This window comes from Granulosicoccus sp. 3-233, from assembly GCF_052681095.1.
Map to the genome: position 1 here is coordinate 141,288 of NZ_JBQYLE010000005.1, position 21,957 is coordinate 163,244.

21 protein-coding genes are annotated in these 21,957 nt (G+C 57.1%); 7 read left to right on the plus strand and 14 right to left on the minus strand.

Annotated features, from left to right (window positions below; all coding sequences use genetic code 11):
- Nucleotides 1-71 precede the first annotated feature (71 nt).
- Both rpoD and ACUNV4_RS14755 read left to right on the plus strand, forming a co-directional pair.
- A complete protein-coding gene (gene rpoD / locus ACUNV4_RS14750; RefSeq protein ID WP_430879606.1) occupies nucleotides 72-1,868 on the plus strand; it encodes an RNA polymerase sigma factor RpoD in 1,797 nt (598 codons plus the stop codon).
- Between the two features lie 83 nt (nucleotides 1,869-1,951).
- Nucleotides 1,952-2,212, plus strand: a complete 261-nt coding sequence (locus ACUNV4_RS14755) for a hypothetical protein (protein ID WP_430879340.1) — start codon at nucleotides 1,952-1,954, stop codon at nucleotides 2,210-2,212.
- Nucleotides 2,213-2,759: 547 nt separating this feature from the next.
- Here the strand turns inward: ACUNV4_RS14755 and ACUNV4_RS14760 are convergent.
- Nucleotides 2,760-3,932: an AAA family ATPase gene (locus tag ACUNV4_RS14760; RefSeq protein ID WP_430879341.1), complete on the minus strand. Its 1,173-nt coding sequence runs from the start codon at nucleotides 3,930-3,932 to the stop codon at nucleotides 2,760-2,762.
- Between the two features lie 323 nt (nucleotides 3,933-4,255).
- On the opposite strand from ACUNV4_RS14760, the gene ACUNV4_RS14765 reads away from it, so the two are divergent.
- Both ACUNV4_RS14765 and ACUNV4_RS14770 read left to right on the plus strand, forming a co-directional pair.
- Nucleotides 4,256-5,107 carry a class I SAM-dependent DNA methyltransferase gene (locus ACUNV4_RS14765; RefSeq protein ID WP_430879342.1) on the plus strand — a complete coding sequence of 284 codons (852 nt, stop codon included), beginning with the start codon at nucleotides 4,256-4,258 and terminating at the stop codon, nucleotides 5,105-5,107.
- Nucleotides 5,104-5,373, plus strand: coding sequence for an HsdM family class I SAM-dependent methyltransferase (locus tag ACUNV4_RS14770; RefSeq protein WP_430879343.1), 270 nt, complete (start codon nucleotides 5,104-5,106; stop codon nucleotides 5,371-5,373). Before ACUNV4_RS14765 ends, ACUNV4_RS14770 begins: the two co-directional genes overlap by 4 nt.
- A 39-nt stretch (nucleotides 5,374-5,412) precedes the next feature.
- On the opposite strand, the gene ACUNV4_RS14775 is transcribed toward ACUNV4_RS14770, so the two are convergent.
- The 4 genes from ACUNV4_RS14775 to ACUNV4_RS14790 all read right to left on the minus strand — a co-directional run bounded on the left by ACUNV4_RS14775 (nucleotide 5,413) and on the right by ACUNV4_RS14790 (nucleotide 10,656).
- The gene (locus ACUNV4_RS14775) at nucleotides 5,413-7,449 is read right to left on the minus strand and encodes a putative bifunctional diguanylate cyclase/phosphodiesterase (RefSeq protein ID WP_430879344.1); all 2,037 of its coding nucleotides are present in this window, start codon (nucleotides 7,447-7,449) and stop codon (nucleotides 5,413-5,415) included.
- 178 nt (nucleotides 7,450-7,627) lie between these two features.
- Nucleotides 7,628-7,819 carry a hypothetical protein gene (locus tag ACUNV4_RS14780; RefSeq protein WP_430879345.1) on the minus strand — a complete coding sequence of 64 codons (192 nt, stop codon included), beginning with the start codon at nucleotides 7,817-7,819 and terminating at the stop codon, nucleotides 7,628-7,630.
- A gap of 132 nt (nucleotides 7,820-7,951) precedes the next feature.
- Entirely contained in the window at nucleotides 7,952-10,123 is a 2,172-nt protein-coding gene (gene katG, locus ACUNV4_RS14785; protein WP_430879346.1) for a catalase/peroxidase HPI, read from the minus strand.
- 74 nt (nucleotides 10,124-10,197) lie between these two features.
- Nucleotides 10,198-10,656, minus strand: a complete 459-nt coding sequence (locus tag ACUNV4_RS14790) for a Fur family transcriptional regulator (protein WP_430879347.1) — start codon at nucleotides 10,654-10,656, stop codon at nucleotides 10,198-10,200.
- A gap of 245 nt (nucleotides 10,657-10,901) precedes the next feature.
- Here ACUNV4_RS14790 and ACUNV4_RS14795 point away from each other — a divergent pair, with 245 nt between their 5' ends.
- The gene (locus tag ACUNV4_RS14795; protein WP_430879348.1) at nucleotides 10,902-11,864 is read left to right on the plus strand and encodes an NAD(P)-dependent oxidoreductase; all 963 of its coding nucleotides are present in this window, start codon (nucleotides 10,902-10,904) and stop codon (nucleotides 11,862-11,864) included.
- Between the two features lie 99 nt (nucleotides 11,865-11,963).
- Nucleotides 11,964-12,290, plus strand: coding sequence for a cupin domain-containing protein (locus ACUNV4_RS14800; RefSeq protein WP_430879349.1), 327 nt, complete (start codon nucleotides 11,964-11,966; stop codon nucleotides 12,288-12,290).
- Nucleotides 12,291-12,455: 165 nt separating this feature from the next.
- Here the strand turns inward: ACUNV4_RS14800 and ACUNV4_RS14805 are convergent, their stop codons facing one another.
- Entirely contained in the window at nucleotides 12,456-13,124 is a 669-nt protein-coding gene (locus ACUNV4_RS14805) for an MnmC family methyltransferase (protein ID WP_430879350.1), read from the minus strand.
- Nucleotides 13,125-13,336: 212 nt separating this feature from the next.
- Here ACUNV4_RS14805 and ACUNV4_RS14810 point away from each other — a divergent pair, with 212 nt between their 5' ends.
- Nucleotides 13,337-14,425, plus strand: a complete 1,089-nt coding sequence (locus tag ACUNV4_RS14810) for a hypothetical protein (protein ID WP_430879351.1) — start codon at nucleotides 13,337-13,339, stop codon at nucleotides 14,423-14,425.
- A gap of 112 nt (nucleotides 14,426-14,537) precedes the next feature.
- Here ACUNV4_RS14810 and ACUNV4_RS14815 read toward each other — a convergent pair whose 3' ends face one another.
- The 8 genes from ACUNV4_RS14815 to ACUNV4_RS14850 are packed head-to-tail and all read right to left on the minus strand — an operon-like array spanning nucleotide 14,538 to nucleotide 21,957.
- Entirely contained in the window at nucleotides 14,538-15,248 is a 711-nt protein-coding gene (locus ACUNV4_RS14815; RefSeq protein WP_430879352.1) for an RraA family protein, read from the minus strand.
- A 21-nt stretch (nucleotides 15,249-15,269) separates the two neighbouring features.
- Nucleotides 15,270-16,016 (minus strand): alpha/beta fold hydrolase, encoded by a 747-nt coding sequence (locus tag ACUNV4_RS14820; protein ID WP_430879353.1) that lies wholly within the window; start codon nucleotides 16,014-16,016, stop codon nucleotides 15,270-15,272.
- Entirely contained in the window at nucleotides 16,013-17,146 is a 1,134-nt protein-coding gene (locus ACUNV4_RS14825; protein WP_430879354.1) for a cobalamin-independent methionine synthase II family protein, read from the minus strand. Before ACUNV4_RS14825 ends, ACUNV4_RS14820 begins: the two co-directional genes overlap by 4 nt.
- Complete coding sequence (locus ACUNV4_RS14830; protein ID WP_430879355.1) at nucleotides 17,143-18,111, minus strand: cupin domain-containing protein; 969 nt, start codon at nucleotides 18,109-18,111, stop codon at nucleotides 17,143-17,145. Before ACUNV4_RS14830 ends, ACUNV4_RS14825 begins: the two co-directional genes overlap by 4 nt.
- A 6-nt stretch (nucleotides 18,112-18,117) precedes the next feature.
- A complete protein-coding gene (locus ACUNV4_RS14835) occupies nucleotides 18,118-19,086 on the minus strand; it encodes a nuclear transport factor 2 family protein (protein ID WP_430879356.1) in 969 nt (322 codons plus the stop codon).
- A gap of 15 nt (nucleotides 19,087-19,101) precedes the next feature.
- A complete protein-coding gene (locus ACUNV4_RS14840; RefSeq protein ID WP_430879357.1) occupies nucleotides 19,102-20,109 on the minus strand; it encodes a LacI family DNA-binding transcriptional regulator in 1,008 nt (335 codons plus the stop codon).
- Complete coding sequence (locus ACUNV4_RS14845; protein WP_430879358.1) at nucleotides 20,109-20,876, minus strand: SDR family NAD(P)-dependent oxidoreductase; 768 nt, start codon at nucleotides 20,874-20,876, stop codon at nucleotides 20,109-20,111. The genes ACUNV4_RS14840 and ACUNV4_RS14845 overlap by 1 nt, the downstream gene beginning before the upstream one ends.
- 46 nt (nucleotides 20,877-20,922) lie before the next feature.
- On the minus strand, nucleotides 20,923-21,957 hold the full coding sequence (locus ACUNV4_RS14850) for an ester cyclase (RefSeq protein ID WP_430879359.1): 1,035 nt from the start codon (nucleotides 21,955-21,957) through the stop codon (nucleotides 20,923-20,925).

The window sequence follows — 21,957 nt, forward strand, 5'->3', positions numbered from 1 at the left end:
CAATTGGCGCCCCTCCGAGTATAATAAGGGGTTACGCTGACCGCAGGTACTCTATGACCGCTCGCATTGCAATGGACAAGTCGCAACAGTCCAGCCTGAAAGAACTCATTTCAAAAGGCAAAGAGCAGGGATTCCTGACCTATGCCGAAGTCAATGACCACCTTCCTGAAGGAATAGTCGACCCGGAACAGGTCGAGGAAATCATCGCCATGATCGCCGATATGGGCATCTCGGTCGGTGAAGTCGCGCCAGAAGCAGACTCCCTTATCCTGTCTGACAAGAACTCCAGTGCCGACGACGATGCAGCCGACGAGGCAGCCGCCGTTCTGGCCACTGTAGACGGCGAATTCGGCCGGACCACCGACCCGGTTCGCATGTACATGCGCGAGATGGGCACGGTCGAGCTGCTGACCCGAGAAGGCGAGATCGAGATTGCCAAGCGCATCGAAGACGGCCTCAAGCAGGTGCTGCGCGCTCTGGGTACCTACCCCGAATCCATCAATCTGCTGCTCGAACGTTACCAGCAATTTCAGGAAGAACAGCTGCGCTTCACCGACATCATCGTCAATTTCATGGAGACCTCTGACGAAATCAAGGTAGCCAAGCCACCTTCCGACGATGATGACGATGACGAGCCGGTCGATACCGGGCCGGACATGGAAGAAATCCAGCGCCGCATGATGGCAATGCAGAAAGCCTACGGCAAGGCCCTGAAAGCCATTGATGCTGCGGGTGGCATCCAGGATGCCGCCGGCAAGGCCGAGATGGAAGCCGTGTCCGAAATCTTCCTCGAATTCAAGTACGCCCCTGCCTTCGTGGTCACACTGGTCAGTGGTCTGCGTGGTCAGGTGGATCGCATTCGCTCTCTGGAACGCCAGATTCGGGATCTCTGCGTCAAGCAGTGCAAGATGCCACGCAGCGCTTTCATCCAGAGCTTTCCGGGTCACGAGACCGACCCCGAGTGGCTGGATTCCGTCATCAAGGTGAAGAAGCCTTATGCCAAGGCCCTGGAAGAGCGCCGTACCGAGATCGAACTGCTGCAGACCCGCATCCAGCAGATCTGTGTCAGCAGCCTGCTGCCCATCACGGACATCAAGGAAATCAACCGCAAGATGTCCATCGGTGAAGCAAAGGCTCGCCGCGCCAAGAAGGAAATGGTGGAAGCCAACCTGCGACTCGTCATCTCGATTGCCAAGAAGTACACCAATCGCGGACTGCAGTTCCTCGACCTCATCCAGGAAGGCAACATCGGCCTGATGAAGGCTGTTGACAAGTTCGAATATCGTCGCGGTTACAAGTTCTCCACCTATGCCACCTGGTGGATTCGTCAGGCCATCACCCGCTCCATTGCGGATCAGGCTCGTACCATCCGTATTCCGGTACACATGATCGAAACCATCAACAAGCTGAACCGTATTTCTCGCCAGATGCTGCAGGTCATGGGTCGTGAGGCCACGCCTGAAGAGCTGGCCGAGAAGATGGAAATGCCCGAAGACAAGATCCGCAAGGTGTTGAAGATCGCCAAGGAGCCCATCTCCATGGAAACACCGATCGGTGATGACGAGGACAGCCATCTGGGTGACTTCATCGAAGACAACAATATCCTGTCTCCGGTTGAAACCGCCACCGGCCTCGGCCTGGGTGAAACCACCCATGAAGTGCTGGCCAGCCTCACCCCGCGCGAAGCCAAGGTACTGCGCATGCGCTTCGGTATCGACATGAACACGGATCACACGCTGGAAGAAGTCGGCAAGCAGTTCGACGTCACCCGCGAGCGTATCCGCCAGATCGAAGCCAAGGCTCTGCGCAAGCTGCGCCACCCTACCCGTTCAGAGCAGCTGCGAAGCTTTCTGGACAACCAGGAGTAGGCTTTTCGTGAAAAGCGCGGCTCGCTCTGTTTGTTGCAGAGGGGGCCGCGTTTTTTTTCGTCTGGAAAATGAGCTGGTGATATTTGGTCGGCTGGCGTGATGAATGGCTTAGTGTGCTGGGTGTGCTGGGTGTGCTGGGTGTGCTGGGTGTGCTGGGTGTGCTGGGTGCGCCGGGTGCGCTGGGTGCGCCGGGTGTTCCGGGTGTGCCGGGTTTGCTGGGGCTAGGTGTTGTGTGCTTGCGAACAGCTGGGCGAAAGCGAGCTGGCAGTGAGTTTCCCCTGATGAACACACGAGTGGACAGCAATCGAGGTCGGCGAATGGCTGTGGCCTGTTTCGCGAAATAGCGTTTTAGACGAGTAAACGGTTTCGGTGCTCGTGAGACCTGCGTCACGGGAAAGTGTTTAGACGAGTAAACAGCCTTACTCTGATGCCCCTTACGGCCCTGCACTTCTGGCAACTCGTCCAGGTACCTCCGATCGGCCACCATCCACACGCTCACCCGTCCTCACCTCGCGAAAAGCGACACACTTATACACTTGCATGAGTTAGAATAGCGCCCTTGTGGGCCTGTAGCTCAGTTGGTTAGAGCAGGGGACTCATCTAAATGGTGCGTCCATGTTGTAAAACATGGAATGAACGGGATGAATTCAGGGAAACCTTAACAGCTCGGCGAATAGCTGAGGCTGATGGCAATCCTGAGCCAAGCCAGAAGTACACTTCTGGAAGGTGCAGAGACTACCTGAGAACTTCAGTGTTCTTGATAACAGGCTAGAGCGTCCCGCGCCCCACCAGTCACTTCGATTGAGGGTGATGAGATAGTCCGCTCCGTGCAGAAATGCTCGGTACAAGTGAATCCCTTGGTCGCAGGTTCGAGTCCTGCCGGGCCCACCATTACTCTTCGGGGTAAACTCTTCGCAGAAATGCATCGAACGTTGGCACAGTGAAGTCGACATCGCCATGTGCAGGGCTGTATATCATCCCCTTGCTGATTATCTGAGCGCGTCTGGGACCTAGTGATTGAACGCTCTCGCCCAGTTGTTCTGCAACATCAGCTGAGCGATAAGGCCCCTGCCCCAACCTGGCCATCGCAATGGCATAGTCACGCTCTTTGGGCGTCAGGCGATCCAGACGCACTCGGAAAAAACTGTCGTCCAGGCGTCGCTCAGCGTTCGCCGCAGCCTCTTTGACATCATCCAGAGAGATGGGTGATTCATCAGCCGCATTCCAGGATTGATAGGCCCATTCTTGAAGAAAATAAGGGTAGCCCGATGTTTCCAGTAGAATCCTGTCCAGCGCATCGCTTTCGATCGACTCCTCTTCCTCTTCGATGGGCTGTTGCACGGCCATTCGCGCCGCATCAGCATCCAGAGGACCAATGGTCGAAAAATTGAACAATCTCTCAGCATAGGACTTTGCATTCCCGCTCAAAGCTGCCAACTGTGGCAGACCCGCACCGAAGAAAACCACTGGCAGATTCAACTGGTTGAGTCGATGCATGGCGACAATGACCGCAGGCAATTCTCGATCACTGAGGTACTGCACTTCATCTATCAGCAGCACCCAGCCGGTACCTGCAGCTTGCGCGGCTTGGCCGATAAGAACGAACATCTCGGTAAGATCCTGTTCAAGCGAGCCCGAGTCTGCAACTCCAGCCGCTGGGTCGACCGCAATGGAAACATCTCCTATCTTGATCTTGAAGGCACTGGCAAAGCTTCTCAGCCCACGCATAGCCTTGAACGCCTGCTCCTTTGCGCTTTCAACCAAGGATAGTTTCCGCAGCACTTGGTGCATTCTGGGATACAGCAACTCTTCGAGACTGCTGTCATCAGGCGCTTCAATGAAAGAGCTCTGCATGTCGTGGGAGATAGCAAGCTCTTCAAAACGATTCAATAGTACGGTCTTACCCGTTCCACGCAAACCCAACAGCATCAGAGATTGGGCATGCCTGCCTCTTAGTGCTCGCTGTAGAGCAATGTCAGCGTCGCGAATGATCTCACCACGGCCGGCAAGTTCTGGTGGTTGACTCCCGGCTCCGGGGGCAAATGGGTTTCGTATTTCATCCATTCGTGGAGTATAGGCTTTTTAGGAAAGTATAACCACATGTAGTTATACTTCCATAAACCACTTATATAGTTAGTCTGGCTTCGTTACAGAGAATTTACCAGTAAAGTATCAAAGCGCAATGAGCAGCTTCTCTACAGCCTGAATCAGCATCATCATTCAATAGGCATCATTCCAACGCGAGTTATTGTCACTGTGTCTGTCCGAGTTATTGTCAAGCTGCACTGGCGATAGAGAAAAATAGCATATATGCTTTCAAGGTTTTCTCCGGCATTCGCGCCGGTGAGTTCCATCGGAACCGCCAATGCTCGCGATAGACATACCCCATGCAGGCAAAACTCAACCTCTCACAACTCGAACAATACCTCTCCAAGGCCGCATGGATCTTGAAGGGGCCGATCGGGGCGTCGGACTTCAAGGCCGACATCTTCCCGATGCTCTTCTTCAAGCGTATCTCGGACGTCTACGACGAGGAGTACCAGAGTGCTCTGGAGGAGTCAGATGGGGACGAGGAATACGCCGCTTTGCCTGAATTTCACAGGTTCACCATACCGGAGGGTTGCCATTGGGATGACGTTCGCGAGACAACCTCGAATATCGGACTGAAAATCGAGACCTGCCTCCGCGAAATCGAGGCCGCAAACCAGGAACACCTCTACGGGATTTTCGGGGACGCACAATGGTCGAACAAGGAGAAGCTTCCCGACCGACTCCTCACCGATCTGGTCGAGCATTTCTCGCAATACACGCTCTCTACAAAGCTGGTTGCCCGGGATATGCTTGGCCAGGCCTACGAATACCTCATCAAGCACTTTGCCGACCTCACCAACAGGAAGGCCGGTGAGTTCTACACACCTCGCTCGGTGGTTCACCTGATGGGGCTCATCATTGATCCTCACGAGAGGGAGAGTATCTACGACCCGGCCTGCGGTACGGGTGGCATGCTCATCGAGTCGGTCGAACATCTCAAGGAAGCAGGCGAAGATTTCAGAACGCTCAAACTCTACGGACAGGAGAAGAACCTGACCTCCTCATCCATAGCCCGGATGAACATGTTCCTGCACGGTGTAGAAGATTTCCACGTGGCTCGTGGCGACACCTTGCGGTCCCCGCCTTCTTCGATGCCGACGGCCTGCAGACATATGACTGCGTCATTGCCAATCCTCCCTTCTCCTTGAAGGGATGGGGCGCTGACCTCTGGGTAAACGACCCGCATGGGCGCAACATCGCCGGGGTCCCACCGAAGGGGAACGGTGACATGGCCTGGGTCCAGCACATGATCCAGTCGATGAAACCCAGGATCGGCCGCATGGCTGTCGTATTGCCGCACGGCGCCTTGTTCCGGAAGGGAGCCGAAGGAAGAATCAGGAAGACACTGCTAGAAAAGGATTTGCTTGAAGCAGTCATCGGTTTGGGGCGAATGTTTTCCATGGCACTCGAATAACCCTTCACCCCCGCTGAGCGGGGGGACTCCCGGTTTTTCCTAGGCCGCAACCTCCCCATCACAATCGAGCATGGCTGCAAGCACACTGGGTGCCACCGCCCCAGCGTAGAAAAAGCCTTGATATTCCTGGCAATCGTGCGCTTTCAGGGCCTGCAACTGCGACGCCGTTTCCACCCCTTCGGCAACAACATCGAGGTCGAACAACCGAGCCATGGAAATGATCAGTTCGATGATCGGCTGTGCGGAATCGAGTTGGGCGATGAACGAACGGTCGATTTTCAGGCAGCTGATCGGATAGCGGTGCAGGTAGGAAAGGTTCGAGTATCCCGTACCGAAATCATCGATGGCGATGCGAAACCCATGATTCACCAATGACTGCAACTTTCCCACGGTCGCCTGATCGTTTCCCAGCAACACCGACTCGGTAATCTCGAGTTCCAGTAACCGCGGGTCGCCTCCATTGACGTGCACAATCTCGATGAAGTCTTCAACAAGCGTTTCCTCGACAAACTGCACCGGAGACAGATTGACCGAAACCTTGAGACGGTGTCCGCTATCAAGCCATTGACGTTGTGCCAATACGGCTTGCGTCAGCACGAACTTGCCCAGCTCGCCAATCAGACCTGAATCCTCGCAGGCCGGGACGAAATCTGCGGGACTGACCATGCCGCGCTCCGGATGGAGCCAGCGCACCAATGCCTCTGCGCCACGAATCGCTCCGGTCTGAACGTCGACTCGTGGCTGGAAACAGACCGAGAATTGCTCTTCCTGCAAGGCAACCATCAGTTCCGATTCCAGATTGATGCGTCTATCCACCGCCTCACTCATCTCATCCGTGAAATAGGCAACCTCATTACGCCCCAGTTCCTTGACGTGATACATCGCCAGGTCGGCGCGCCGCATCAGCTCATTGATGTTGCTGCCGTCAGCCGGAAACAGACTCACACCGATGGAGGCGGTCACACGCACACTTCTACCTCGCAGTTCCATGGGCTCCGACAGACAGTGCTTCAACTCGCGAATTCGCCCCTCGACGCTCTGCTTGTCCGTGAGCGGCCCCATCAACAGCAGAAATTCATCGCCGCCGAGCCGAGCAATACTATCGGTATCACCAACCAGACATCTGAGTCGGCGCGCGATTTCCACCAGCAAGCCATCACCCGCCTCATGACCCAGCGAATCGTTGATATCCTTGAAGTGATCCAGATCGATGAAGATCAGCGCGCCCTGCTCCCCTCGTGCGTTCATCTGCACGATGCGCTGTTCCAGCACGACCGACACGTGATTTCGGTTGGGCAAACCGGTCAATGTGTCATGCTCTGCCAGAAAGTGAGCTCGCTCCTGGGTGGCTTTCAGCTGCGACACGTCCACCTCACTGATCAACCAGGCAGACTCCCCCGAGACGGCATCCAGGCAGCGTCGTGCCGAGATATCGTGCCAGCGACTGCCATTGCCGACGTTGACGCTGGCGACAAGGTTCACTTCCGGCTCACGTGATCTGACGAGCCGCTGCATGGCGCTCTGCTCGCTGAAGTGATCCTGCAGTTTTTCATCACTGGCACGTACCGAGGCACGAGCCGCCGGATTTCGATACAAGGGCTCCCCCGAGGCACTGTAGAGAGTGATCATCACCGAAGTATGCATCAAGGCCTGCGAGCTTCTGAGCGCATCATTGTCCAATCGCTCCAGACCCTGTGCTTCGCAGAACATCGACATGCGACCGTCATCCCGCCGAAAGGCACTGAACAGGACTTCCACTGGCTGTGGATCCCCATTCGGGTACAGCGTCCAGTACTCCCGGAATCGAGCAGTCTCATCGCGAATGAAATCCTGGCGATACTGTTGCAGACGCATCATCACGACTGGCGTCATGCCTGTCGCCAGGTCGCGCTCACTGAGCTCCTGATTCGATTCCGCCTGCCACAACGACAAAGCTCCCGCATTGGCCCAGACAATACTGGCCTCGTCGAAATCGTAAACCCAGAGAGGCTGGTGAACGCGCGTCAGTTCAGCAAGGCGATGCTCGAGGCTCTCAACGGCAGGTTGCAGCGCGGAGAGTTTACAGTTGTCACGCATGACGGCTTACACGGCCAACCCGAACAGGCAGACACTACCCAACAGCCTGAGCACCCGGACTCGCCTGAAGCCCTCGCCCGCGCGCTGTGTCATGTAAACCAGTGAAATACCGCTCAACACCCTGCCCCTGAGTCAATCCCGCAGTGGGTACTATCGGCAGCAGAGGTGAATGTTTGAGTCAATGCATGCAGCTTGCGACAACACGACACCGCAACGCGAGGGGTTGACTGGTTGGCTGGGCGCAATGTGCCAAGACAATGCGATGCGCGACCGCAATGGCAATGGCAATGGCAATGGCAATGGCAATGGCAATGGCAATGGCAATGGCAATGGCAATGGCAATGGCAATGGCAGCAGGTTTCCAGAACATCAGAAAACAAAAAAGGGAAGAGCCGCCTGAACCACAAGCAGCTCCTCCCTGTACGTCAAACCTTCTGGAAAGAGCCACCCTGATCGGGCAGCCCATTCCTTCCAGATCAGTCCTGCAGATCAGTCATGCAGATCAGTCCTGCAGATCGAAACGATCAGCATTCATGACCTTGGTCCATGCAGCGACGAAGTCACGAACGAACTTCTGCGTGTTGTCGTCCTGAGCGTACACCTCGGCATAGGAACGCAGAATCGAGTTGGAACCGAACACCAGATCCGCACTGGTGGCTGTCCACTTGACAGTGCCAGACTTGCGATCCCGAATCTCGTAGGTATCATCGGATTCCACCGGGTGCCAGCTGTTGCTCATGTCGGTCAGGTTGACGAAAAAGTCGTTCGTCAATTGCCCTTCCCTGTCAGTGAATACACCGTGTTTCGAACCACCGTGATTGACACCCAGCACACGCATGCCACCCAGAAGCACGGTCATTTCCGCAGCCGTCAGACCCAGCAGTTGTGCCCTGTCGAGCAGCAGCTCTTCAGGACCTACCGCGTATTTCTCCTTCTGGAAGTTGCGGAAGCCATCAGCCAGTGGCTCGAGAACCGAAAAGCTGTCTGCATCAGTCATCTCGTCCGTGGCATCTCCACGACCTGGAGTGAACGGGACGGCCACATCCTGACCTGCTGCCTTGATGGATTGCTCCAGTCCGACATTACCGGCCAGCACAATGACATCAGCCACAGACGCACCGGTATCGGCAGCAATCTGCTCCAGCGCCTGAAGTACACGACCGAGACGCTCTGGTTCGTTGGCTACCCAGTCTTTCTGCGGAGCCAGACGGATGCGAGCACCGTTTGCACCGCCGCGCTTGTCAGAGCCGCGGTAAGTACGAGCACTGTCCCAGGCTGTCGCTATCATGTCTGTCGCAGACAGACCACTGGCAGCAATTTTCGCCTTGACTGCGTCAACATCGTAGGCAGTGGAGCCCGCGGGAACCGGGTCCTGCCAGACGAGGTCTTCGGCAGGCACATCTGGCCCGAGGTAGTTCGCCTTCGGCCCCATGTCACGATGTGTCAGCTTGAACCAGGCACGTGCGAAGGTATCGGCGAAGTACTGCGGATCTGCCATGAATTTCTGGCAGATCTCGTTGTAGATCGGATCAACCTTCATTGCCATGTCGGCATCGGTCATCATGGGTTCCTGACGAAGCGATGAATCAGAAGCATTCAGCGGCTTCTTGTCCTCCGGCATGTCGACTGGCTTCCACTGGTGTGCACCGGCCGGTGACTTGGTCAGTTCCCATTCGTAGTTGAACAGATAGTCGAAATAACCCATGTCCCACTTCGTGGGATTGTAGGTCCAGGCACCTTCGATACCCGAGGTAAACGCATTGGCCGCCTTGGCATCGTGACCGGCATTGGCCCAACCAAATCCCTGCATGTTGACGCCTTCACCTTCAGGATCGGCACCGATATTCTGGATGTCGCCCATACCATGGGCCTTGCCGACCGTGTGTCCACCGGCTGTCAACGCAACCGTTTCCTCATCATTCATCGCCATGCGAGCGAAGGTTTCACGCACATGCTTTGCCGTGAGAGCAGGGTCAGGCTTGCCATTCACACCTTCGGGGTTCACGTAGATCAGACCCATGTGGACTGCCGCCAGAGGGTTGTACATGGTGGATGGCTCTTCCAGATTGCCGTAGCGCTGTGCACTGTCGGCAAGCCACTCGGTTTCCAGTCCCCAGTTGATATCCGTTTCGGGTCCCCAGATGTCCGAACGACCGAAACCGAAACCAAACGTCTTCAAGCCAAAGGATTCGTAGGACATGGTGCCAGCCAGAATGATCAGGTCGGCCCAGGACAGTGCATTGCCGTACTTCTTCTTCATGGGCCAGAGCAGACGACGCGCCTTGTCCAGGCTTGCATTATCGGGCCAGGAGTTCAGTGGGGCAAAACGGATATTGCCGCTTCCGGCGCCACCACGTCCGTCTCCCATACGGTAGGAACCGGCCGAATGCCAGGCCAGACGAATCATCAGGCCACCATAGTGACCCCAGTCAGCTGGCCACCAGTCCTGACTGTCTGTCAGCAGGGCCTTCATGTCGGCCTTCACTGCTTCATGATCCAGCGCCTTTACCGCCTTGCGGTGGTCATAATCCGGATCCATCGGATCAACACGGGCGCCGCGTTGATGAAGGATGTCCAGATTCAGCGCATTCGGCCACCATTTGGTTACCGGATTTTCCTGAGAGGTGTTACCGCCGTGGGCGAAGGGACATCCCCCTCCGATATCACTGTCCATAAAAGTCTCCTGGTTCTAGGTCGTGGGTTGGTTTGAAGAAATGTGATTGACTTTGAATGTGTTACTACGTTCCATCATGCCTTGCTGTCTGCAGTCTTCTGGCAATCGGGACAGATGCCCCAGTAGGTCACTTCCGCTTCATCGATCTTGTAGCCATGATCGTGCTCGGCTATCAGACAAGGTGCCTCACCCACTGCGCAATCGATATCAATCAGATTTCCGCAACGACGGCATGCGAGGTGATGGTGATTGTCGACACGATGCTCGTAGCGGGCTGCGGAGCCTGCCGGTTGAATCCGCCGGATGATTCCATGCTCGGACATCACATTGAGCGCGTCGTAGACGGCCTGCCGCGAAATGACGCCGAGCTCCAGCCGCACTGCCTTGCAGATATCGTCAGCAATCGCATGAGGCGATGAACACACTGCCCTGTAGACCGCCAAACGCTGGGCAGTCACCTGTAACCCGGCGCTCTTGAGTGCCTTTGACAAGTCAACCGGATGTTGATCGTGGTTGGTCTCGGATATGTTCATGGATTTATACTATGACCAATTCTGTACTGTGTCAAGAATGTTGAGAAAGAAAGACGAGACTCGACTCGCACATCGGTCATGTCATTCGGGATTCAGGCCGCAGTGGTGCGCAAACATCGCTTGGGGAGTGGGTTTGAATCTCACCGATAGCCGGTCAGCTGACGGCATTGCCAGGGTTCGCCCTGTATCGACCAGCCACCGGTCCGAATTCAGGGGCTGGCAAGGTGTGCGGCACGCATTGGCGGGTGACTTGTCTGCAAACACGTGTATACTCTCAACACGAAATCTACCATACCAGTTTACCAAACACATACAGGAGTCAGATTATGGCGAAGCCAGTCATCGGTTTCATCGGCCTCGGCCTCATGGGCAGCAACATGGTTGAGTGCCTGCAAAAGAACGGCTTCGAGCTGAATGTCATGGACCTCAACAAGGATGCAGTTGCCGCTGTGGTTGCTCGAGGTAACGCAACCGAGGCGACCTCCGCCGCCGAGCTTGCCGCGGCCAGTGATATCGTCATGCTCTGTCTCACCACTTCCGAGGTGGTGGAGAAACTGGTTTACGCCGAAGACGGTATTCTCGCCGGCATCAAGGAAGGCAGTGTGCTGATCGACTTCGGCACGTCGATTCCCGCATCCACGCGCAAGATCGGCGCAGACCTTGCCAGCAAAGGCGCAGGCATGGTCGATGCCCCTCTCGGACGCACACCGGCGCATGCCAAGGACGGTCTGCTCAACATCATGGCAGCGGGTGACAAGGAGGTCTTTGACAAGGTGAAGCCGGTACTCGACGTGCAAGGCGAGAACATCTTCTATCTGGGTGCTCTGGGCGCTGGTCATACCACCAAACTGATCAACAACTTCATGGGCATGACCACCGTCTGCACCATGTCTCAGGCCTTCGCCGTGGCGGACCGAGCAGGTGTTGATCGTCAGCAACTCTTCGAGATCATGTCAACGGGCCCGTCCAATTCTCCGTTCATGCAATTCTGCAAGAACTACGCGGTCGATGGCGTCAGCGATCTGGGATTCTCCATCGCCAATGCCAACAAGGATCTGGGCTATTTTCTCGAGATGGCCAAGGACCTGGGCACACGTGCCCAGATTGCCGAGGGCACCTCAGCCAATCTGCAGGCGGCTTTCGACGCGGGTATGGGAGATGGTAATGTTCCGGAGATCTTCGATTACTTTCTGAAACTGGAAAAGTAAGCCGACCCATTCATGAAGACAGGACCGCGCTCTCGTCCCATCCGGGACGCGGCTCCTGAACGGCCATGTCAGTTGGCCGACCTACGCAGAGAGAAGACAATGTTCGTACACAATGACAAAGTGACACTGGAAGATCTGGGCGACGGCGTGAGTCGCAAGGTTCTGGCCCACTCGGACAACATGATGTCCGTGGAAGTGCATTTCGAAGAAGGTGCTGTCGGTGCCATGCACAATCACCCGCATGAACAACTCACCTATGTGCTGTCAGGTGAATTCGAATTCACGATCGGTGATGAAACCAGGGTGGTCAAGGCCGGTGACACCATGTACAAGGAACCCAATGTCATGCACGGTTGTCGCTGTCTGAAGCCCGGCGTGCTGATCGATACATTCACACCAATGCGTCAGGATTTCGTACAGGACTGATCGACACCCGATCTGCCTGAACAAGCAGTCAACCCGACCATCGCCAGCGTGGTTCAAAGTCGGGAGTTCATGAAGACTGCCCTGTCCTGCGGCAGCGTGCTCCGCAGGCAGGGACCCCATCGAACATGGGAAAAGCGCGCCTGACCTCGATTCCTTGCCGAATCGTCACTGCCTGGCAAGCCAGATGGTGTGTCTTGTGCCCTTGCTGCCATGCGCGAACACAGACTTCTCCGTCACCTGCAAGCCGCACTTGCGCAATTTCCCTCGAAAGCCGGGGTCAGGTGTTGCAGACCAGTATGCCAGCACCCCACCGGGACTCAGACGCGCGCTGGCGCAAGCGATGCCTTCGGCAGAATAGAGCCAGTTGTTACTGCTGGAACTGAATGCCTCCGGCCCATTGTCGATATCCAGGGCGATGACATCATGCTGTTGATCGGCACGACGCAGCAGGTCGCACACATCGCCGTGATACACCCGGGTTCTCTCATCGTCGAGCGGGTAGCCGGAATATCGACCCAGAGCACCCCGGTTCCACTCAACGACCTCCGGAACCAGTTCGGCCACCACCACGGTGGACCTTGCACCGGTTGCCGCCAGCACGGCTGCCAGTGTGAACCCCATCCCCAGCCCACCGATCAGCACACGGACTTCATCCGTCTGCTCGAGCATGCCGCAGGGTAGCGTACCGAGTGCATCTTCGGATGCATGCTTGCGCGTGGACATCAATTCGCCCTTGCCGGAGATGACAATGGTGCAATCGTCCTTGCCCTGATAGAGCTTCAAGACGTCAGTGCCGCCGGGTATGACAGCTTGTCCTGCAAGAGTTCGTTTCATGCCGTCAGCATAGCGCAATCACCGGCATACACGCGGACTCAGTCTGAATCGATCATCTGAAAGCGGCACAGGACAACTCTGACACTCGGTCACCGGGCAATCGCTCGGAAACAGACTCTCTCCAAACAGTCACGGACACGGTCGATGGCTGTGATTGAGCCTGCGTCGAGCTGCGCTACCATCGATGTTCCATCTTCACGGGACATGATTTCATGAACGGATCCATTGAAAATCACACTCACGAGAGCAGCTCGCGACAGAAGGTGTCGAGCAATCGGCTTGCTCACTGTTGCCTGAAGCATCATGGTCTTGCAGCCCTGATTGCAGTCTCTCCGCTTCTCCTGGCACCTGGCATCGTTGCTGCCAATTGCGCCCCGGACGAGCCGGACTCCGGCTATGTCGACAGTGATGGAGACGGTTTTGATGACAGCCTGGTCGCTACCGACGCGGTCATCGTTGGCGGCTCACTCAGTTGTGACAGCCGCGTTGCCAGCGGCAGCAAGCTGGTCAAATCAACTGTGGCCGATGTCAGCAGCGTCGGCGCCGGAAGCACCGTCGTCCAATCAAGCTTGAACCGGGTTTTTCTTGGGGCCAACTCGCATGTTGATCGCGCCACACTGGGTGCTCCGGAGGCGGAAGCCATTCTGGGCGAAGGCTCCGTCGTACTGCCAGGCGCCAGAGTCTTCGCGGCTTCCATCGGCAAGAATGCACGACTCCACCGGAATGCCAACGTCAATGGCGGACTCGGCATCGACTTCATGCGCCTGGGCGATAATCTGACCCTGGGCCAGAAAGCCAGAATCTCGATTCGCAAACTGGGTGACGACGCAACCATCGGGGCACGCGTGGAGATCGGCGAAAGCACGCAAGCTGGTGACCGGTTCAAGATCGGTAATGACAGCCGTTGGGATGATGGGGGTGTTATCGGAGACAACGTGACCATCGGCAACAAGGTCAGGATCAACGGCGGATTCAATGCCGGTGATGGCGTGGTCATCGACAATGCCGTTACCGTCGATTTTGTCGTCTCGGTCGGAAACTACACCACCATAGAACGCGCCGTGTCCATCGGCGGCTATACCGACATCGGCAGCAATTCCCTGATCATGAACAATGCAAGCATCGGCTCCCAGGTGACAATCGCTGACCGTGTTCTGATAGGTCGACAAGCCAGCATCGGTGAAGGAGCAAATATCGGTGAGGGCTCCATCGTGGATCTGGGTGCAGCAGTGCCCGCCGGCACCGAGATCCCCGCCGGTCACATCTTCACCAGTGACGGCACCGTATCCCCATTGCCCTGACCAAAACGCCATGGCGCATTCCAGCCTGCCACGCTGAGGCTGGAATGCGTCAAGCTCTACCTCACTGGTGCATCAACACTGTCGCTTCCATGTCCGAAGCGCCGCGAATCAATCAGGTACGAGCCTCTTCGAACTCCCGCCACGCCTTTTCCAGTTTCTCGATATTGAAGCCGGGTTCACGAGCAGGCCCGAGTATCAGGTGCTCGCTGCCCTGCATGGTGCGAATGGCAGCCTCCAGCTTCGCAATGACCTCAGGTGGAATCACCAGCGCACCATGACGGTCCGCATGGATCAGATCACCGGCTGCGACGCGAATGCCCATGACCTGAACCGGCGTACCGAACTCCGTGACATGCACGAAGGCATGACTCGGTCCGATCGAACCCGCTACCACCGGAAAACCCGGCTGCAGATCGCCAAGATCGCGCATGACGCCGTTGGTCAATGCCCCATCCAGCCCCAGTCCCTTGTGTACCGTGGTATGAACCTCTCCCCACCAGGCGCTGACACAGTGCGGATAGTCCATGTCTTCAATGACGGCAACAGCGGGTCGTGGCCCGCCAGCCATGTGTCGAAAATAATCCAGGCGTCGTTCTCGGATCACCTCCTTCGACTCTGTCGGCGGTTCCAGCCCGGCTATGCGGGCAGTACGCGCGAAGCCGACCATCGCGGGCGCAGTCGGGTCGGACGCATGCATCGTCCCCTTGGTGTAGTTGTCGAACCCACGGCGCCCCTGAGCTACCTCGATGGCATTGCACACGGTAGGTGTATCCACTTGCCTGAGCAATTCCAGCAGCGTTGGCGACAGTTCCTGATCTGACATGACTTGAATCCGTATTGGTGGTTAGGTGCTGGCTGATGCGCTGGATCCGCAGCCGATCGCCAGCTCGCTGGAATCACACGCCTGCAACCAGGCTTGCAGGAAGGCATTGGTCTTTGCTGGTTGCTCCAGCACTGGCAGATGCCCGGCATGTTCGATAATGGCCAGCGTCGACCCTCGCACCATGTCGTGCATGGCACGATGTCTGTCAGGTGGACACAATCGATCCTCCTTGCCGCAGAGAATCAGGGTGGGCACCGCAACAGCCCGCAGGGTATCGCACTGGTCCGGTCGCTCACGTAGCGCAAGAGATTGTCGGATGAAGACTTCATCGCCCAGATCCAGAGCCATCTGTACGCACAGTTGCAGGATGTCATCTCTGCTGTCGCCCTCTGCCAGGTAATTCGGCTTCATCTCGTCGCGCATGACCTCGAGCAGGCGACCGGCACGCACCTTGTCCATCTGCGGTCCTCGTATCCGCTTCACGCTGTCCAGTTCCGCAAGGGGGTTGGTATCCAACAGGGCAAGACCACGTACCCGTTCGGGTGTCTGGCGCTGCACTTCCATCGCCACGATGCCGCCCATGCTGAGTCCGCACAGAGCGAACTCGGTGGGTGCCTTGCGCAGAATGTCGGAGGCCAGACTCTGTACATCCTCATGCAAGGTCAACGGGCCGAACTGTACCGTTCGCTGTGTCGAGAACCGTTCGATCTGATGACGATACAGTCGAGCATCGCACATCATGCCGGGCAACAGCAGAAGCGGTGTCAAGCCTCCGACCTCGCCAGAGCAGCCCCTTCGGACAGGGCGCCGAGCTTGGCATAGGCAATATCCGGATCGACAGCACCAAAGCCTGCAAAGGTGCCAAAGCCACAATCCGAGCCGGCGAATACTCGCTCGGCACCCACGATATCAACGAAACGCGTCAGCCGTTCCGCGACCAGGCGTGGGTGTTCGACAAAGTTGGTTGTGGTATCAACGACACCCGGTACCAGAATCTTGTCCTCCGGAATCTCGTTTCTGCGATCGCGAAAGACAGTCCACTCGTGACCATGGCGCGGATTGGCGGTCTCGAACAATACATGCCTTGCTCTTGTTTCCATCAGTACCGGAAAGACCGTCGCCATGTCCACATCACAGACATGAGGGCCTTCATAATTGCCCCAGCAGATATGTACTCTCACTCTGGCAGGGTCGACATCACGCAGTGCATGATTGAGCGCTTCCACATGCAGATGAGCAATCTTCAGAAACTCGGCATCACTCAGATCGCTGAAGAGCATATGCCGAGACAGCGCCAGATCGGGACAATCCAGCTGCAGGGTCAAGCCGGACGCGACGATTGTCTCGTACTCCGCCTTCATCACATCGGCCAGCGCCGCCAGATAGCGTTCGCGATCGGGATAATAACTGTTTTGCAGAAACAGGGAAATCACGCCGGGAGATGCCGCATTCATGAAGCCTTCGCTGGCACCATGCTCACGCATCGCGGATGTCAGGTTGTCGATATCCTTTTGCAACTCGCCTTGCCCCTTTGACACGACTTCTCCCGTGCACATGGGACGTGCGTACTGCGGCGTGCCGCCTTCATCGGCCAGGCGTTTCAGGAACCCGGGAAAGAGCTTGAGATCGCCGGGTGCATTGCGCTCGCTATCACCGGAAAATCCGCTGTAGCGATCCTTGACATAGGTCGCGTAGCTGATCTTGCTGGTCTCACCATCGGATACGATATCAACACCTGCGTCGACCTGTCGTTTGACGGTTGCCGAGACAGCGTCGCGCATGCAACGATCGAAAGCTGACTGATCATACTCCCTGCCATGCTCGCGAGCAAAGATGAAGTCCACGACCTCCTGGCTACGCGGCAAGGATCCTACATGTGTCACCGGCAATTTCTTCATGAGAGTCTACCTGTCATTCCTGCGGGATCATCGGTATTGCGTACTCGAAAAAGACTGGCTTCACCGCTCATGCTGGGCACGATGGCATGCGGCAGACCCGGTGGCACGGCACAGGTATCCCCGGGATTGAGCACACTGCTACCCCCCTCCCAACTCAGACGCCAGTGACCGCGCATGATCATCAGGATCTCGTGGCGTTCACTGCTGCGCATCGTGCCGTCCTGTGAATCACGGCTGAGGAAGTCGACCTCGAACCCCGGGCGATCCCTGATCAGCGCCTGCGCCCCGATGACCTGACAAGGCGAAGCCGCTGACAAGGCCATCATGTCATGATAACGAGCAACATACTGCCCCACCACATCCTGCACACCCGGCTCGCTGATCTTCGCCAGTTCCTCTTCACTCATCAATGGCATCGGCTGCACACCATCAGGCAACTGCTGCCCTTGCTTGCGGTCGTAGAGCACGCCGTTGTCACCCAGAATCAGTCCGTGAGCAGTGGCATCCTCGATCACCTGCGGTGCCCAGAGCACACCACCACCGGCATCATCGCCGCCAAGCACGGCCATGATCATGCCGTAATCGGTACCGATATTCTCGAAGCCACGAAAGATGCCGGTGGGAATATCGAAGATATCACCCTCCTCCAGCGTCACCTCTCCAGCATTGCCATGACGCCCCCAGAAAAAACGCCAACGTCCCTTGAGCACGAAAAACACCTCGGCGGTACGGTGGGTGTGCAGGGAATTGCGACACTTGGGTGGCTGACCGGCAGCACCGATATTGAAGCCGGGTGTCTCCTTGACGTGCACATGCTGATCGGGACTTTCGGAGACACCTCTGCCGATGATGGTGAAGTTCTCTTTCTGATCAGAGCCCGGTGTGTGCGCATCGATGAAGGCCGTGCGACACGGTTGCAATTCACCGTATCTGACGATTCGTGCTTCCATTTGTTCAGGTGTCATCTCTTCCTACCCGGTTTTCAGGACGATCTGTTTCCAGATCGCGGTTTCATCGAACAGCACATATTCCCGGCGCAGCCCCCAGGGACCAAACTCGGCGTGACAGGCCCCCATGATGTAGACATCTGCGCCACTGGGGGCCCCAAAGCCACCCCAACCATCGTGCTTGCCCTGCAGGCTCCAGCGAATCGCGGCGCGTGGCGGCATCATCGGGTCATCACGCCCAATCTGATGCTCGATACGAAATTCGGCATCGGGAAAACTGGCTCGCAGAGAGGTCCAGAAATGATCGGCATCGACATGCGAATGACCGGTGATACCTCCCGGGTATTCCAGCTGACAGGCGCGATCGTACTCGGCAGGTATGGCGGCAAGATCCGCCGCCATGAGGCGCTCGAGCAGATCGGCATAGCGCTGCCCCCATTCGTTATCATTCCCCTTCCCTGTATAGGGGCCGGGCTTGTCGATCCTGTCGGAGAACAGCGGAGCACAGTTGTCGGGCCCGCCCTCGCGAAGAATCTGATCGCGAGCGAAGTCTGCCGGCTGCCATCCCAGCTGTCGAACAATGGCCCCCTGATCACGTATCAGCCATTCATCATCGATCTGATTGTCGATGGCGTGGCAGTCGGCAATGATGCGGTAGCGAAGCTGTTTGCCACTGGCCTTGCCATAGACACCGTCGCCCCGATGCGTCGCCGTGGAGAACAGGCGATGCGATGACAGCATGCCCTGCTCGGGGCTACCGCTCCAGATGACATCTTCGCCCAGCAAGGTACGATCGGGAAACTCCGCCAAGGTCGCCAGCGTGGCGGCGATGACGCCCTGGTTCCCCTCCACGACCGATGCAGGCGAACGCACGATGATATCCGGCGAGTAATACTGGTGCAGCGTGGCGATGCCACGATCTTCCCAGATCTCCCGGGTGATGCCGATGATGTAGTCAGGAAAGTCCTTGAACCGGGGGTCAAAGCCTTGCATGTGGATTCTCTCTTGTCAGGGTTTGACGCTGGTGCTGCGTACCACCAGCGGGCCATCGATCGACAGTCGCCGAGGTGGCGTATCGTCGTGTTCAATCTGAGTCAGCAGCGTGGTGATGGTCTCTTCGACCATGCGGTTGGCAGGCTGCCTCACCGTGGTCAGCTTGTAAGCCCCCCAGGCGGCAGCGGGAACATCGTCGTAGCCCACCACGGCAACGTCTTCCGGTACGCGCAGTTGCATTTCATCGCGCAATACGTCCATGACGGCAAACGCCATGTGGTCGTTGCAGACGAACACGGCATCCGGTCGATCGTCAACGGAAAACATGCGTCGCGCCGCCAGCTTGGCCTGTTCGAAATGAAAATCACCTTCTTCGCGGGCGAAGAGCTGAACACCGGCCGCGGCCAGGCCTTCGCGGAATCCTGTCTCGCGATCCCGTTGCGTGGATGCCCCTTCCCAGCCGGCGATGTAGGCAATGCGCTGATACCCGGCCTGCACCAGATGATCAGCCACCTTGCGTCCGCCTGCGACATTGTCGGCGGTGATGGATGACAGCAGATCGTTATCCTGAGTGCGATTGAACAGCACCACAGGCACACCCGCTGCATGACTGCGCAGCGCCAACTCGGAGGACATGGCCACGGAAGCCAGCACAATGCCATCTGCCTGGTAGTCCAGGATTTCCTCCAGAACTTCATCGATGTTGCCGGCTGTCTGTGCTGCCATGAAGACCAGGACATGATAACCCTTGGCTTGCAGGCCATTGGACAGCTTCTCCAGCACCTCGGGATAGAACTGATTGTTCAGATAGGACACGACCAGACCGATGATCCGGGATTTGCCGGTAATGAGCGAACGTGCCAGCACATTCGGTCGGTAGCCAAGCTCATTTGCAGCGGCCCGTACCTTGTCTGCGGTTTTCGGTGACACACTGGCACCGGGTGTGAATACCCGGGACACCGCTGACTGACTGACGCCTGCCAGCCTGGCCACTTGAGAGGACGTGATTTTCTCGCCAGCCATCAATCTGCCGTCCAGCCACCATCAACCATCAGTGCCGTACCGGTCACCAGTGCCGACGCATCAGAGGCCAGATACAATACCGACCCCATGATGTCTTCCACGACTCCGGTTCTGCCGAGCTTGATCTTCTCTTCGATCCAGCGTACCCGTTCAGGCTGATCGAAGGTCTGCTCTGTCAGGGGCGTACGCACGAAGGTCGGACAGATCGTGTTGATGCGTATGCCAGAGCGGCCCCATTCGATGGCCATGGCCTTGGTAAAACCCTCCACCGCGAACTTCGATGCACAATAGACCGAACGATCAATGCCACCCACGTGCGCCATTTGTGAGGATATCGTGATGAGTGAACCCGGCTTGTCCGTCTCCATCAGTCTCTGTGCAACCGCCTGGGCAAGAAAGTAGGCACCGCGCAGATTGACATTCATCACTGTATCGAAGTCGTCCAGCCGGGTCTCCAGTGCCGGACCGTGAATGGCCAGACCAGCGCTGTTGACAAGGATCTCGAACGGTTCTTGACGACTGACGGCCTGTTGCACGGCGTCGACATCGGCCACATCGAGCGCCAGCGCTTCACAGGCATGGCCCTGTGCACGCAGCGCCTCGACCGTTTTCTCGAGCCGTTCGATGCCGCGCGCAGCCAGCACGACATGCGCACCGGCCTCTGCCAGCGCCACCGCGCATCCCTGGCCAATACCGGATGAGGCGCCCGTGACCAGTGCGCGTCGGCCATCGAGTCTGAAGCTTGGAGTAGTAGGCAGTTTCGTCATGTGACTATATCGGGTTCTGTATTGTCGAGTCTCTATTGTCCTTCATTCAGCCGCGACTTCCGTTCCTGTCCCTCAACGATGCCATGCGCGCGAACAGGTCGATACCCATCTGCGCAAACAGGTCGATCATGTCGACAAACACCCAGTTCTCCGTGAATTGCTCGCCGGAACGCAACCAGAAATCGATGCCCGAAATCTCCAGCGACGCACCCGTGGCCGGCTGACCAAGATAGGGACCTGTGTGGGTTGCTCGCACTCCGGCCACGCCGGAACAGGCCAGCAAGCGACCTTCCGCAAACAGGGACTCCAGGCCGACGACTTTCCGATCCGGGAATGCAACAAGCCAGGGTTGCTGATGCCATTGCTCGAATTCACTGAACGACAGACAGGCGCCGATACCACCGGGTCCATACCATTTGAGATTGGGGTGAAAGTAATCTGCCATTCCCATACTGGACAGATTGTCCTGATCGAAGCCGTTCAAACCGCCGTAGAGCAACTTGTGACCCAACTGCAAGGTCAGCTCGGTATCCTGCGCAGGCTGCGCATCCCTGAGCACGCTGTCGAAGCCGGTCGCGGCTGGATAAACGTGTGCAATACCACGCGACGGTGGTAGCACTGGCATACCCACCTGTTCGAACCAGTCCACGAAATCGTAGATGAGCTGCGACTCCACCATCTCATCACCACTGAAACGTATGAACTCGATCCAGCGAATGCGCAAGGGACGCTCGGTGGCAGGGATCCCCAGAAATTCGCCGGTGGCCGTCCCGTTCAGGTAACCACTACCGGCAACCCAGTAAGCATCCCTGGCATCTTCACCCACATGATCGACCGACTGCCCGCCCATGAACAGGTGCGTCTGGCGCGTCAGATCCGGTATGGCCTGCTTCAGGGGTATCAGTACCTGTTCGGCCAGTGCGGTGGGGCCCTTGATCTCTCCCAGCGGTGCCGGACCTTTCCAGCGAAAGTTCTCCGGCAGATACCTTGCGGTAACGGCAGCCAAATCCTCGACGGAGGCAGAATCGGTCGCAGCCCAATAGTCCAGGACCTGTGCCTTGTTTGCCTGATTACGATTCAA